Below are 15,442 nucleotides of genomic sequence, written 5' to 3' on the forward strand. Positions count from 1 at the left end.
ATAAAGTAAAAATATTATTCATGATCATAATTTTTTCAACATTTGCCGAGAAAGTCTTATTTGTAAGTTTTTTGCCATAGTTTCAGTGTTCAACTCAACTAATATAGAGATTATTTTGTATTTTGGTTAAACAATTTTAATTAAACTGTGAATTATATCTATGTATTTTTAAAATTTAGGCCATTAACCGCTTCATAACAAAAATTGTAACAGAGTTTATTTTTAGTCAGTGACTTTCACATTTTGCGGCATTAAAATAATCACACTCTCCACACAATGGAACAAAGGACATGCTAACTGCTCAAGAAGCTTTAGAACGATTAAAACAGGGTAATGAACGTTTTGCACATGGTGAAACCAATCTGACTAAATTTTTGACGCATCAGCAACGATCTGAAATGATGGACAGCCAAGAGCCATTTGCCATTATTTTAGGTTGTTCAGACTCTCGTGTTCCAGCAGAAATGGTTTTTGACCAAGGTTTCGGTGATTTATTTGTGATTCGTGTTGCAGGTAATATTGTTGCGCCGTCGCAAGTGGGAAGTGTTGAATTTGCCGCAGATAGTTTTGGCTGTCCCTTGGTTGTTGTTTTAGGTCATAGTCATTGTGGTGCGATTCATTCAACGATTGAAGCGCTGAAGAACCCGAATACACCACCTTCTGCAAATCTTATGTCAATTGTAAATCGTGTTCGTCCTTCAGTTGAAATTTTAATGCAAACTGAGTTGAAAGATGACTTAGAAAAGCTATCAATGCATGCAGTAAAATCAAATGTTTTTGCTTCAGTTAATCAATTACGCCATGGTTCAGCTGTATTAGAAAACTTGATTGCCAAAGGTAAATTAAAAGTCGTTGGTGCTGAATATTCTTTGGAGACGGGTGAAGTTTCTTTTTATGATTTTTAATGTTTGAAATTGCCAACATAAAAAAATCCCACTTAAAGTGGGATTTTTTTATCAGTATAGATTCTTAGAATCTATAACCAATTTTTAAACCATAAGCGATAGCGTTGTTATCTTTAAACTCTGCGACATAACTGTCACCACCTGCTTGAGCACCTGTTTGTGCTTTTGCATCACCTAACCAGAAGTATTTAACACCACCAGCGATAAATGTTGCTGGTGTAGGGCTATATTGAACACCTAAGCCCACATTCCAATAACCTTCTGTTGGACCTAAAGTTGAAACTGGATTACCAGCACCTGAGTCCCAACCTACTGAAACGTTACCTGCCCATTGGTCATTGATTTTACGACCAACACCTGCAGTCACTGTATATTGATCGTCCGAGTATTCAACCAAATTAAATCCATTTGGACGGCCAACTAAACCACCAATCGTTTGAGAAACTTTACCGAATTTTAATGGTTGGATTGAAAAGTCTTTCCAATTTACCCAACGAAGATTCGCAAAAGCGACTGTATTTGCCATGATTCCCGTTTGTAAATCGATGTTAACAGACTGTGGCGTTGTAATCGTCGTTTTACCATTGGCAGCCGCAATTGCTTTTGCCGCAGCAGCGCCAGATTCACCAAGTAATGTCAATGCACCAAGTGTAGGAATCGATTCATTGATATTCACATCATGATCGATTTCAGAACGATAAGTTACTGATGCTTTTAATGCAATTTCTGGAATCTGATACGCAGCACCCGCTAACCAGCCCACACCGCCAGTTTCTTTGATGTTTGCATCATAGCCATTATATAAACTATATGCTTGACCACGCAGACTAACATTCCCTTTAATGGTTTGATAAACACCACCACCATAGAAGTTTAAGTTAGCGATGGGTTGAAAACCAAAAATCATTGAAATATTTTGGGTATCTACTTCAACTTTGGTATTACCTTTACCCAGTGTGTCATTCGCGGCCTTAATGCCTTGATCAACTCTACCTGTAATACCGTTTTTCACTACAGCATCAATACCCGCTTTATAGGTAGCGTCAGTGCTATATTTAGTTAAGGATTGTCGCAGTGCCTCTTGACCAGCTGGTGTGGTTAAGTCAACACCTTGTCCTTGTAATACTAAGCCAACACGTTGTTGTGAATTCATTCCAGCAAATGTAGAGTCGATTGTACTGTTACGAAGTGCAGTTAATCTTTCTGGAGGTAATACAGTATCGTGATCAGTTGAAACGAAAGCGTTTTGACCTGAATATGCTGCATCTGCGCCAAAGGGTTGGTCATATAAAAGACCAAATGAAACTTGATCTGTTAGTTGTAATTTAATAGCAGCAGATGGAAAATAATAATCATCTCCCATATCATTGATTTCACGATATGGTTTAGGCGTATCTCCTGCTTCTCGACCTTCAACAGTTGGATCTAAAACTGAAATACCAGCTTCAAAATAATTATTAGGTTGAAGGAATGCCGAAATAGATTGGCCTGAGCGATCCATTGCTGCGGCAAAAACACCAGTCATTGGCAAACTTGCAGCAATTATCGCGATTGATAAATGTTTTAATTTCATTTTAATTTTTCCCTAATATAATAAAATGAATACTTTGAAGTACTTAAGTTTTGAATGAGAAATAATTTTGATACTTAAATATACAACTCAAAGTTACTTCTATTTACAAAATAACATATAAAAAATAAGAGTAAATACTCTAGAGGGTGAATTAGTGAAAAAAAAATGAACTATGTAGTTTAGTTTGCAGAGAGAGAATTTAGAAAAAAATATAAAGATGAGATTATTTATAGAGATATTGAAAAAATTAAACTGAAAATAATAAAATATAGATATTGGGGGGACTTGATGGGATGCGCAAAATATAACCAGATGGTCAAAATAAAGCTGAGTTTATTCGGCAATAGAAGTGGCTCAATATTAAATTTTTGTAAAGAGAGAAATTCATTTTTTATTCTTGTTCAATTGTGCGCCCTGCGGGACTTGAACCCACGTCTGTCGCTTAGGAGGCAACTGCTCTATCCAGTTAAGCTAAGGGCACAATAAGCAAATAATTTACCGTATATGCATATGAAAAAAAAGCTATTATCGAAATAATAGCTTTGTGTTAGATTTATTTTTCTTCAGTCTTTATTTCATTTGGATTTAAAATATCAAACAGGACTAACATCAAGGTAATCCATACAGGAATCATCAACACGGATTCTTTAAATCCTTGATCCCACATGATATATAAAACAATACCAATAAAAATAATCACCACAAAATTACTAACAGGCGCCCAAAGTGCAGGGTATTTACTGGTTTGATTGGTCAAACGTAGAGCACGCTTAAACTTCAAATGCGTGAGTGTAATCATTAACCAGTTTAAAACTAAAGCACCAACCACCACATACATCAAATGACTTAAAGCATCTTCTGGTAAATAATAATTTAAAGGTACACAACCCAAAATTAAAAATGCAGAAAGTAATACTGATGGAATTGGTACACCATGCTTATTGGTTTTGGTAAAAATTTTAGGTGCATTGCCTTGTTTTGCTAAGCCATAAAGCATACGGCTATTGGCATACATCCCACTGTTATAAACAGATAATGCAGCAGTTAAGATAATAAAGTTAACCAGATGAGCTGCCCATGCAATCCCAATCATACTAAAGACCATAACGAATGGACTTTTATCTAAACCACCAAAATTTAACTGGTTCCAAGGCACCAAAGACAACAGAATAATCATCGAACCTACGTAAAAAATAAGAATACGTGGCACAACTTGATTAATCGCTTTAGGAATGGTTTTTTCTGGGTCTTTGGCTTCGGCCGCGGCCATACCAACTAATTCAATACCGCCAAAACCAAACATAAGGAAAGCCAGCATATAGAATAAGCCGTCAAATCCATTTGGAAAAAAGCCACCATGAGACCATAAGTTTGAAAAAGCGATCCCTGAACTTACATCTGCGGTCAGAACCAAATAAATACCAAATACAATCATTGCAACAATAGCAGTGACTTTAATGATAGATAACCAAAATTCGGATTCACCGTAAAATTTCACATTTCCTAAGTTGACCAGTGTAATCACAACGAAGAAAAACAGTACAGACACCCAGTTTGGAATTTCAGGCCACCAATAATTGATGTATTTGCCGACCGCAGTTAATTCTGTCATTGCAACTAGGATGTACAACATCCAATAGTTCCAACCAGTTAAAAAACCAGGAAATTTACCCCAATATTTATTGGCAAAATGGCTAAAAGAACCAGCCACGGGTTCATGTACTATCATTTCCCCAAGCTGACGCATAATTAAAAAAACGATCAAACCACCAATGGCATAACCCAAAATAATGGATGGCCCAGCTTTTTCGATCACATGTGCTGAACCTAAGAATAATCCTGTACCAATTGCACCGCCCATGGCAATCAATTGGATATGACGATTCTTAAGCCCACGCTGTAATTGTGTAGACTCGTTGCTCAATGTGTACAACTCTGTTTATGCGAATTTAATTATTGTAATAGATTGGTTACTTTTAGCCTAGTATGCGATAGATGTATGGAATGGAACTGTGAAGTCAAAAAATAATACATTTAATTTTTTTATTCATTTTCAATGAAATAAGCTTAATTATAAATTTTAACAGCAAGCTGAATCTGTCTAATATTTAAGCTTTATGACAAGATTTATTTAATACTTAAGTCAATCCGTCAGTATTTTACTCAAAAAAAGGGTAGTATAAAACTGAATGAAGATTCATTATTTGATACAACAAAGAGAATTGAAAGGAATACGATAAAATGAGCGCTGCACCTCAAATCAAAATCCCAGCAACCTATATGCGTGGTGGTACCAGTAAAGGTGTCTTCTTTAAACTCGATGATTTGCCTGAACGTGCACAAATAGCAGGACAAGCCCGTGATCAGTTATTACTCCGTGTGATCGGTAGTCCAGATCCTTATGGAAAACAGATTGATGGGATGGGCGGGGCGACTTCAAGTACCAGTAAAACAGTTATTTTAGCCAAGAGTTCACAACCAAAGCATGATGTTGACTATCTGTTTGGGCAAGTGTCTATTGATAAAGCATTTGTAGACTGGAGTGGCAACTGCGGTAATTTAACAGCTGCTGTCGGTTCATTTGCAATCAGTAATGGTTTGGTTACAGCTGATCGGATTCCGGAAAATGGTATTTGTACAGTTCGTATTTGGCAAGCCAATATTCATAAAACAATTATTGCCCATGTGCCTATTACTCAGGGACAAGTTCAAGAAACGGGTGATTTTGAATTGGATGGTGTCACTTTTCCAGCGGCAGAAGTCCAAATTGAATTTTTAGATCCTGCTGATGACGGGGAAGATGGTGGAGCAATGTTCCCTACAGGAAATGTTGTAGACAACTTAGAGGTTCCTGAAATTGGTACATTTCAAGCAACTTTGATCAATGCAGGTATTCCTACAATTTTCTTAAATGCCGAAGAGATTGGATACAACGGAACTGAATTACAAGACGATATTAATAGTGATGTAGCAGCATTAGCGCGTTTTGAAAAAATCCGTGCTTATGGTGCGGTAAAAATGGGTTTAATCCAAGACATTAGTGAAGCGGCTAATCGTCAACATACCCCAAAAGTGGCATTTGTATCCAAACCTAAAAGCTATACCTCTTCTAGTGGTAAACAGGTGAGCGAGACCGATACAGATTTATTGGTGCGTGCATTATCGATGGGTAAATTACATCATGCCATGATGGGAACAGCTGCGGTCGCGATTGGAACAGCTGCAGCAATTCCAAATACCTTGGTGAATTTGGCTGCTGGAGGCGGTGAACGGGAAGCAGTACGCTTTGGACATCCTTCTGGAACACTTCGCGTGGGTGCACAAGCGCTAAATGAAAAAGGGCAATGGGTTGTTAAGAAAGCCATCATGAGTCGTAGTGCACGCGTATTGATGGAGGGTTGGGTTCGAGTGCCAGCCGATAGTTTTTAATCGTTTTTATCTGCTTTCAAATAGCATTTAAGTGATTTGATCGTTGAAATTTTTAGAACCTTGCATCTGCAAGGTTTATTTTTTTGTGATTTGCATCAATAAAAGTACTAATTTTGTATTGTGTGTGGCAAAATAGTTACAGTATTTTATCATACTTACTTTATGTGATAGCAATTCTGATAATTTGCTGTTGTAAAAATTAATACATTGAATGCTGATTTCAATAGATTAAAAATTTATTGGCTTCGAGGTGGCGTATGGAACAAGAGTCTAAAAAACTACGAGATAGCCTTGAAGACATCAATGTTTTTGAATATTTACAAGATATCGATAAATTGCATCTGGTTTCTTTTATTTCACAAATTCCTTTACCCATCGCTTTATTTGATCAGGAAGCGCGGTTTTTAGGGGTAAATCAAAAATTTGCTGATATTTATGAAAGTGATGCGCTGTACTTGTTTGATAAGTTACTCAATACATTTTCGACCGTTGTTTATGCACATTTTAATGAGGCAATGCGTTATTTCTCAAAAAATAAGAATTATTTTGAACAAGAATTCTACGTCAAAGGAAAATTTTACCTTTCTTATTTTAAAGCAATACGTAACCAGTATGATGAGATTGAAACAGTCGTAGTCGTATGCTCGGATATAACGCGTTTGAAGCGTCGTGAAAATGTGCTTTTGCAAAATAATAAAAAATTGCACGATCATCTCTATTTAGATTTTGTCACAGGTTTGCAGAATGCTTTTGCTTTTGAGCATTACTTAAATAAAGTCTGGCAAAAAAGTCGTGACTCGCATTTGTCTTTTCTTAAAATTGATTTAGATAACTTTAAGCGATTTAATCAACTCAATAGCTATACTGCAGGTGATGAGGTTCTAATACAGCTAGGTTCTGTATTAAATGAAGCGATTGCTCAAACTGAAGAAGCAGAAATTTTTCGCTTAAATTCAGCAAGCTTTGTTATTGTGATTGAACATCTGACCGAGTGGGCAGTGGTGACGCTTGCAGAACGGCTTAAATTTGCAGTCACCAATGAAAAGATATTGTTTGGTAGTAATAATGAATATCTTACTGCATCTATAGGAATTTATCATTTAGATCCACACAACCAGCCAACTGAGGTGGATGTCTTACAAAAATTAGAGTTTGCAGTACGTTCTGCTAAGGAAAAAGGCCGAAACTCATTGTTTCTATTAAAAAATGAAATATAGATGTCTTACACTTATTCAAATGATTGGATTGGAATTAAAGGATGAGAATTATAGTGACTCATAGTAGAATGTTCTGACTCACCCAATTTACCAATGTATCTAAAACTACTGATTTTAGTTTTAGCGATTCGTACAAACCGAGGCAGATGTGACTTCTATTCCCAATGTTAATGCAGAAATTTTAAAACGAGCGCAAGTGCAAATTCAGCAAGATTTACAAGCTGCTTTAGATGCTTTTTCATTGCCAGAGCCATTAAAATCTGCAGTGCATCATACGGTGATGTTAGGTGGAAAACGAGTTAGACCTGCTTTAAGTTATGCAACTGCACAATTAAAACAAAATAATCCGAATTTTGCAGCCGTGCGTAGAGCTGCGGTTGCGATTGAGTTTATTCATTGCTATTCATTGGCACATGATGACTTGCCATGTATGGACAATGACTTGTTACGTCGCGGTCAGCCAACCTGTCATGTGGCTTTTGGTGAAGATACAGCGCTATTAGCTGGTGATATTTTGCAATCGATGGCATTTGAGGTATTAGGAAGCCGTCTATTCGATCAGGGTCAAGCTGTTGAACAGGGTATTATTCTTAAACAGATGCAAATTTTAGCCACAGCAAGTTCAAAAATGGTATGTGGTCAGGTTTTAGATTTACAGGCTGAAGGCAAACATGTTGATCAAGCACAGTTAGAAAATATCCATCGCAATAAAACAGGGGCTTTAATCCAAGCTGCAATTATGTTGTCTGCCGTGACAGTTTTTTCGGGTACAGATCAAGCCATTCCACAATTGCGTCAATATGGTCAAGCGATTGGTTTAGCATTTCAAGTGCAAGATGATATTTTAGATGTGGTGTCTGATACTGAATCTTTGGGCAAAACTGCGGGCAAAGACCAACAAGTAGATAAGTCAACCTATCCTGCCTTAATGGGCTTAGAAAATGCCAAAATTTATGCGCAACAATTACATGACCAGGCATTTAAAGCTTTAGCGTATTTTGGTGAGGATGCACAGGAATTGAACCAAATTTCGCAATTTTTGTTGGCAAGAAAAAGTTAATTTAATTGAGATCAAATATTTTTTTCATGATGAATGTCACTGAGTCAATTTCTGTCTCGGGAATATAAATTTCAACATCACTGGAATTATTCCATCTGAACGAATTAACCAACAGCTTTAGAGTTAATCGTCCATTCTCAAATGAATATTCGATGTCTCTGGTTTCAAATCCATATATTTGATCAGTATATTCAATATAAATACTGTTTGGACATTCTAGTTCATCCCGACATAGTGCTATATCTCGGTGGGTCATCCTCAAACCAAAAGGTAATAGAGCAAAGCCCATCATCTTCAAAATCTTCATCTATCTGTAGTTTATATAATTTCATTTTAATATCGATCTTTAAATCTCGAATGCTGATGCAAAGAGTGAATTTTAAGTAGCGCGAAATTTAACTATAGATGACGGAAAAACGGACAATTGTTCAGCCTTAAAACTTAAGCGGCATTTTTAAAATAAAAAATAGGCAACCGATCGGCTGCCTATTTTTGAACGTTTTTAAAATTGCAAAAATTAGTTTCTACCCATCACACCACGAATAGTATTCATAATATCTGCTGGGAGCACAACAGTTTTGGCATTATTTGATTTGGCCATGTCTTGCATTGCTTTGACATATTGCTCACCGAGTAAGTAGGCAACAGGGATTTCTTTATCACCCACAGCAGAGGTCACCATTTCAATGGCACGCTGTGAAGATTCAGCCAATACAACCTGAGCTTCCGCATCACGGCGAGAGGCTTCTAAACGTCCATCCGCTTCTAAAATAGCAGCCTGTTTTTCACCATCTGCTTTGGTCACAGTTGCACGACGTTGACGTTCCGCAGCAGCTTGGGCTTCCATCGCTGATTGCATGGTGTGTGATGGTTGAATGTCTTGAATTTCCACGGTTTTTAGTGTGATACCCCAGTCTGAGATATCATCAGAAATCGCCGCTTTTAATTTTGCTTTGATATGATCACGTGATGACAATGCATCATCTAGATCCATTTCACCGACGATTGAACGGAGTGAAGTTTGTACCAAATTTTGAATTGCCCAAGTGTAGTTTTCAATACCATACACCGCTTTTTCTGGTGTGGTTAAATTGATATAAGCCACAGCATTCATCACCAATACCGCGTTATCACGGGTGATGACTTCTTGTGATGGGATATCTAAAACAATATCTTTGGTGGTGACTTTATAAGCCACTTCATCCACATAAGGAATGACGAAGTTTAAACCTGGACTTAGTGTGGTGTGATATTTACCTAAACGTTGTACGATCCATTTATAACCCTGAGGAACAATACGTACGCCTTTGAAAATGGTCACAGCCACAAACAGAAATAAGACTAAAACAACAATAGAACCAAAACCCATTTAATTTTCCTCTTTATTCTTCATTATTAAGATGATGAATGTAGTTGTACCACTAAATCATTACCTAAAATATCAGTCACACGTACACGGTCACCTACTTGTACAGGCGATAAAGTACGGCAATTCCATTCATCAGAACCCAAAACAGGCATTGGAAAACGAACACGAATTTGATCATGGCTAAGCCCAATTTGAATGACCATACCCGTTTGACCAATGGTTGCTTCACGAGAAAGCCCAGCTTTGGTTTTATCTACAGATAGAGGTTTAATGAATTTAAACCACGCCACAGTACAAATGATGGATAAGATAATCCAGCATATGACTTGCAGGGTGAAACTCATACTTGGAAATAACCACAACAAAATACTGACCACAACTGCAGCGATACCAAACCATAAAGCAGCAAACGCTGGTAGCACCAGTTCAGATAGAATCAGCAATATGCCAAGTACAAACCAATGCCACGGTTCAAAAATAAAGTTCATACATCTACTCTAGTGATTATCATTGATATAGATGACGGATCATCTATATCAATGTAGCAGATCATTTAAGTGATGCATATAAAAACGTGATTATTCTCGTTTTCAATCATGCTTGATGATATGAACCCTATTGCGCTATTAAAATTTTGCTCGTGGTGCAGGTTTTAATGCAGCAGGTGTTTTCTTAAAGTTATTGATTGCGGTTTGAATGGCGATGATTTTGCCTTGGGCTGCTTTTTCACCTTCTAAAATCGCTTGGTTACTGGACTTAAGATCGAGTGTACCTAAGTGCCCAACTTTAGGTTGAATCACGATATTAGCCTGAGCCAACTCATTGTTAATACTTTGTTGTCCCATGATATTAATGGTTTGATCCAATAAGCCCCACATATTCATCGGTTGACTACCACTTGGACGTGCAGAAATATCGACTGCAATCACGATATCTGCCCCCATATCACGTGCAGTCTGTACTGGAATTGGGCTAACTAAACCGCCATCAACATATTTGGTATTGCCAATGGTTGCGGGTACAAAGACATTGGGAATGCTGCAAGAAGCGCGAACTGCTTGTCCTGCATTCCCTTTAATAAATTCTGCTTTTTTACCATTGTCTAAGCGTGTGGCAACTGCTGCAAAACGGATTGGAAATTGTTCAATCGGTTTATTGGCAACATTGCGGTTGACATAATCTTGTAGTTTTTGACCAAGAACAATACCTTGGCTATTTAAGGTTAAATCACGCAGATCAGATTCTTTTAGTTGCTGCGCAATTTGCTGCATTTGATAGGGTGTTTTACCGCTGGCATAGATACTGCCGACAAAACTTCCAGCACTGGTTCCAGTCACAATTTTAGGTTTGATTCCATGGGATTCTAAAACCTTGAGTACACCAATATGAGCGAAACCTTTTGCACCACCGCCACCTAAAGCAATCGCAATAACAGGCTCACGTGCTTTAATTACCGTGGTCTGAGTTGGTGTTTTAGTGGTTTTGTCACAGCCAACAAGGGCTAGACCCAATAAGCCTATAAAACCGAGTTGTTTAAAACGCATGGGGGTATTACTTTTGATCAAAATATATGTTGCACATCTGAACAGATTGTCTCTGTTTTTTCTAGCCATTTTTCAATAGTTTTTGTAAAGGGATCGATAATAATTTAGGCCTTTTAGGTGAAAAGTTACCTTTAAAACGCGATAAAATTTCTGTTAAATCTTGCTCATAATCTCCTGTAGGTTGCAAAGTGCCCAAACAGTGAATTCGCTTTTTCTCATAATCGAATGAAAAAATTACAATCGGTATATTGGCGCCCATTGCAATATGATAAAAACCACTTTTAATTTTTTCAGCTTTTTTCCGAGTACCTTCAGGTGCGATTGCAATCCAAATTTTATCTTGTTGTTGTATAACCTTAACAATCTGTTGAGTGAGTCCATGCGGTGAATCACGATGCACAGGAATCACGCCAATCCATTCAAAAAGTGCTTTGAGTGGTGGTTTAAACAAGCTATCTTTGCCAAAAATTGTGACTTTAACACCAATACCTAACATGGCCAGGAAAGCATATAAACCATCATAATTCGAAGTGTGTGGTGCAATAAATACCACTGCTTTGGGTAAGTTGGGAAATTCACCTTCAAATCCCCAGCCTTGAACTAAGTAAAGGTTTTTAAAGATGTTACGACTGGTGCTTGTACCACGTTGGGGTACTTGATCTGGTATGATCGGAAAGTTTTGTGACATTGTGTTTTTATATGACTGCTCTTGTATTGATTTTAGTTTTTTGCTTAATAGTAACTATCTGCAAAATGCAAATATTACAAAATTCGTAGATTAAAGCAATACATACAAGATCTAATTAGGCCCATTTATATTGACATCGTTCGAGCTTAGATTACATGCGAAACACCTATTTGTTGTTATTTTCACTGTATTGGGCGCAAGGTTTACCTGTAGGTTTTATGACCCATGCTTTACCAGTGATTTTACGTTCACAAGGGGTGTCTTTGGCACATATTGGTGGCTTTGGATTACTCATGGCGCCTTGGGCAATTAAAATTTTATGGGCGCCTTTTGTGGATAGCTTTGGACATCGTTCCAAAGGGCATTATCGAAGTTGGATTATTCCAACCCAAGTTTTAACCATCGCTATCCTGAGCATCTTATCTTTTTTACCGATTCAATCCCTGAATGAACCGATTTATTTATTATTGTTTTTTATGGCGTTGCTCTGTATGAACAGTATTGGTGCAACCCAAGATATCGCGACTGATGGTTTGGCGGTGAGTATTTTAAAAGGAGATCAGCAACATATCGGGAATATGTTTCAAGTCATTGGTTCTCGTTTAGGATTTATTGTCGGAGGCGGGGCAATTTTATGGGCAATGGACTGGCTAAGTTGGCAAAATACATTTTTGATTTTGGCAGGCATTGTGGCTTTAAATACAATTCCTATTTGGTTTTATCAAGAACCAGAACACTTGAAAAACACTGCTTCACCACATCTACGGAATGAAGCTGCAAAGCACTTTATTGAAAAATTTAAAACTTATTTAACTTATTTCTTTGTCAATAAAAAACTAAGAACATGGTTCTTTGTGCTTTGTACCATCAAAATAACCGATGGCTTTACCGGTCCCATTACCAAGCCTTTGTTGGTTGATCTTAACTTAAGTCTTTCTCAAATCGGCATTTATATCACTATGTTGGGAGCATTTTCTGCATTATTCGGTGCAGGTTTGGCCAGTTTATTGCTAAAAAAACTAAAGCGCCACCAAGCCTTAATCTTATTTTCTATTTTGAAATTGATCAGTTTAGCTGGATTTGTATGGTTAGCAGCTCAATATGAACAATCGTACTTTGTAGCGCCGTGGTTAATTTATTTGATCAACGCTTTAGAAGATATGTGTGCTGCAATGCTTCTAGTCGTGATCTTAACTTTAGTGATGCAATATAGTCGTCATGAACATGCAGGTACAGATTTCACTTTTCAGGTCTCTGTTATGGCAACAATCAGTGGGTTACTGTATACATTAAGTGGCGTGATTGGCGATCAATTGGGATATTTGAATTTTTTTAGTTTGATTTTAGTGATTGGTGTTTTTTGCCTAATCCCGATTATGTATTGGATTAAAAATATACAGTATACATAATATTGTGAGCTTGGGTTTGATAATGAGTATAATTACTATTGAGTATGTGGTGCGATAATTAGAAGTTTTTTGATCGAATGAAATAGATTAAATAATTTTTCTTAGGGATAGTTAAGATTATAATATATTGTCATGATGTAAAATAAATTGTTTGATTAGTGCGGTTTGACTTAATACATGAATCTCTTTGATTTAATGTGATTTCGCCCTTATTTTTTAATAAAAGTTTGATATGTTTTACATTGATTGGAAAATAATAAATTACTTTTTCGTCATTTTTTTACGTATAGAAATCAATTCGTGTATTATTCTTTTGTTGGATTTAGAATAACTTTAGCTCCAAATTATTAACTTTAAATGAATTGTTTTGAATGGAATAAGCAGTATTATAATCTACGGGCTATAAAATAATACTCATTTTTTTTGTGGATGCTTTATTTGATTTTAATTTTCTCAGATTATGAGAAATAGAAAGGCGATTACAATTAAGATCAGTGGTGCAATACGCTTGGGAAAGTGCTTTTTAAGTTCAGTTTAAGCTTCATTTTTTAACTTAACACCATTGAAAAGAGTATTGCCAAAGTAATGTCTAATTTAATACAGCGTATAAAACGACGTGAAGTCTCCATTTCCCTGACTGCTTTTAATTTTATTGTCGCAGTGTGGTTAGGCTTGTGCCTAAATTTTAGTTTTTTAAATAAGGTTCAGTCTCTAACGCCTTATCAGGGAATCAAAGCACAACTCTTTCTGATTGCGACAGGTTTTGTACTGATTGCTTTATATAATCTGTTATTACAAATTTTAGACTGGAAATGGACAGCAAAATTTTTTGCAATTGTCTTGGTCTTTATTGGTGGTTTTAGTGCTTATTTTGTCAATTCATTGGGTGTGGTGATTTCGCCTGATCAAATTCAGAATATGGTGCAAACAGATCCTAGTGAAGTGTCAGACTTACTTTCTTTGCAATTTTTTATCTGGACATTGGGATTTGTTGTTTTACCCATCATTCTTATTCTATGGATAAAAATTAAACCAGAAAAAATTGGCAAAATACTGTTATTTAAAAGCTTAAATATCGCAGGCTCTTTCGCTGTTATAGCAGCATTATTATTTGTTTTCTATGTGGATTATGCTGCTATATTTCGTGAGCATCGTGATTTAAAAGGTATGATTTCTCCGCAAAATACAGTGGCTTCAACACTGTCTTATTTCCATAAAAAAGCACCGAAAAAGAATTTACCTTTGATTCGTTATGGTGAAGATGCACATTTAGTCGATGATGTTGCTTTACAACATAAACCTAAACTGATGGTTTTGGTGGTCGGTGAAACCGCACGTGCAGAAAGCTTTTCATTAAATGGTTATACAAAGAATACCAATCCTGAATTGTCAAAACAGATCGGGCTAATTAATTTTTCTCAAGTCAGCTCTTGTGGTACTGCAACAGCAGTTTCAGTTCCATGTATGTTCTCAGGCATGCCGCGTAAAGATTATGATGAGCAACTTGCCAGTCATCGAGAAGGTTTGCTGGATATCGCACAACGAGCAGGCTATAAGGTGACATGGATTGATAATAACTCGGGTTGCAAAGGGACTTGTGATCGTGTTGAGAAATTTGTTATCCCTCAAGATTTAGAGAAAAAATGGTGTCAAGGTGGCGAATGTCAAGATGGTATTTTGGTAGACAGCTTAAACCTATATTTAAATCGATTACCAAAAGATGATAAGCAACCACATTTGATCGTATTACATCAAATGGGAAGTCATGGGCCTGCATATTATAAACGCGCACCAGATGAATTTAAAAAGTTCAAACCAACTTGTGAAACCAATGCAATACAAGGGTGTTCATCGACTGAATTGATTAATACCTATGATAATTCGATTGTCTATACAGATCATATTTTGAATCAATTGATTGAAACTTTAAAACAACAAGAAAACTATCGTGCAGGGTTTTGGTATTTATCTGACCATGGTGAGTCTACTGGTGAACGTGGTATGTATTTACATGGTGCACCTTATGCGATTGCGCCTACTCAACAAACCCATGTACCTATGCTGATGTGGTTCTCAGATGCGTGGAAATCTGTTGCTGCAAAACAAATCAATTGTTTAAATCAACAAAAAGGGGCAACATTGAGTCAAGATAATTTATTTCCAAGTCTTTTGAGTTTGCTAAATGTCCAAACTCAAGTTATAGATCAAAAAAATAATATGTTGCACCAGTGTGCTGTACGAAGCTGAT

At 36.7% G+C, this 15,442-nt stretch carries 12 protein-coding genes and 1 tRNA gene; 6 read left to right on the forward strand and 7 right to left on the reverse strand.

Annotated elements, in window-relative coordinates; all coding sequences use genetic code 11:
• Positions 1-290: 290 nt before the first annotated feature.
• Positions 291-905, forward strand: coding sequence for a carbonic anhydrase (locus M2R48_RS04555; protein ID WP_004722639.1), 615 nt, complete (start codon positions 291-293; stop codon positions 903-905).
• Positions 906-969: 64 nt separating this feature from the next.
• Here the strand turns inward: M2R48_RS04555 and M2R48_RS04560 are convergent, their stop codons facing one another.
• The 3 genes from M2R48_RS04560 to M2R48_RS04570 all read right to left on the reverse strand — a co-directional run bounded on the left by M2R48_RS04560 (position 970) and on the right by M2R48_RS04570 (position 4,402).
• The gene (locus M2R48_RS04560; RefSeq protein WP_262085230.1) at positions 970-2,478 is read right to left on the reverse strand and encodes a long-chain fatty acid transporter; all 1,509 of its coding nucleotides are present in this window, start codon (positions 2,476-2,478) and stop codon (positions 970-972) included.
• A gap of 408 nt (positions 2,479-2,886) precedes the next feature.
• A tRNA-Arg gene (locus M2R48_RS04565) sits at positions 2,887-2,959 on the reverse strand.
• 72 nt (positions 2,960-3,031) lie between these two features.
• Positions 3,032-4,402 (reverse strand): amino acid permease, encoded by a 1,371-nt coding sequence (locus tag M2R48_RS04570; protein ID WP_034616126.1) that lies wholly within the window; start codon positions 4,400-4,402, stop codon positions 3,032-3,034.
• A 317-nt stretch (positions 4,403-4,719) separates the two neighbouring features.
• Between M2R48_RS04570 and prpF the strand changes: the two genes are divergently transcribed.
• From prpF to M2R48_RS04585, 3 genes are all read left to right on the forward strand, one after another.
• Positions 4,720-5,907 carry a 2-methylaconitate cis-trans isomerase PrpF gene (gene prpF / locus M2R48_RS04575; protein WP_262085231.1) on the forward strand — a complete coding sequence of 396 codons (1,188 nt, stop codon included), beginning with the start codon at positions 4,720-4,722 and terminating at the stop codon, positions 5,905-5,907.
• A 257-nt stretch (positions 5,908-6,164) separates the two neighbouring features.
• Positions 6,165-7,124, forward strand: a complete 960-nt coding sequence (locus M2R48_RS04580; protein ID WP_262085232.1) for a GGDEF domain-containing protein — start codon at positions 6,165-6,167, stop codon at positions 7,122-7,124.
• 148 nt (positions 7,125-7,272) lie between these two features.
• Complete coding sequence (locus M2R48_RS04585; protein ID WP_004819495.1) at positions 7,273-8,184, forward strand: polyprenyl synthetase family protein; 912 nt, start codon at positions 7,273-7,275, stop codon at positions 8,182-8,184.
• A 517-nt stretch (positions 8,185-8,701) separates the two neighbouring features.
• On the opposite strand, the gene M2R48_RS04590 is transcribed toward M2R48_RS04585, so the two are convergent.
• The 4 genes from M2R48_RS04590 to M2R48_RS04605 all read right to left on the reverse strand — a co-directional run bounded on the left by M2R48_RS04590 (position 8,702) and on the right by M2R48_RS04605 (position 11,785).
• The gene (locus M2R48_RS04590) at positions 8,702-9,553 is read right to left on the reverse strand and encodes an SPFH domain-containing protein (RefSeq protein ID WP_004722624.1); all 852 of its coding nucleotides are present in this window, start codon (positions 9,551-9,553) and stop codon (positions 8,702-8,704) included.
• 26 nt (positions 9,554-9,579) lie between these two features.
• Positions 9,580-10,041, reverse strand: a complete 462-nt coding sequence (locus M2R48_RS04595) for an NfeD family protein (RefSeq protein ID WP_262085233.1) — start codon at positions 10,039-10,041, stop codon at positions 9,580-9,582.
• 138 nt (positions 10,042-10,179) lie between these two features.
• Positions 10,180-11,097 (reverse strand): patatin-like phospholipase family protein, encoded by a 918-nt coding sequence (locus M2R48_RS04600; protein ID WP_262085234.1) that lies wholly within the window; start codon positions 11,095-11,097, stop codon positions 10,180-10,182.
• Positions 11,098-11,158: 61 nt separating this feature from the next.
• Positions 11,159-11,785, reverse strand: coding sequence for a 1-acyl-sn-glycerol-3-phosphate acyltransferase (locus M2R48_RS04605; RefSeq protein ID WP_262085235.1), 627 nt, complete (start codon positions 11,783-11,785; stop codon positions 11,159-11,161).
• Between the two features lie 155 nt (positions 11,786-11,940).
• Between M2R48_RS04605 and M2R48_RS04610 the strand changes: the two genes are divergently transcribed.
• Both M2R48_RS04610 and M2R48_RS04615 read left to right on the forward strand, forming a co-directional pair.
• Positions 11,941-13,194, forward strand: a complete 1,254-nt coding sequence (locus M2R48_RS04610; protein WP_262085236.1) for an MFS transporter — start codon at positions 11,941-11,943, stop codon at positions 13,192-13,194.
• Positions 13,195-13,779: 585 nt separating this feature from the next.
• Positions 13,780-15,441 (forward strand): phosphoethanolamine transferase, encoded by a 1,662-nt coding sequence (locus M2R48_RS04615; protein WP_262085237.1) that lies wholly within the window; start codon positions 13,780-13,782, stop codon positions 15,439-15,441.
• Position 15,442 lies beyond the last annotated feature (1 nt).

Source organism: Acinetobacter sp. I-MWF (assembly GCF_025433935.1).
Lineage (GTDB): Bacteria > Pseudomonadota > Gammaproteobacteria > Pseudomonadales > Moraxellaceae > Acinetobacter > Acinetobacter guillouiae.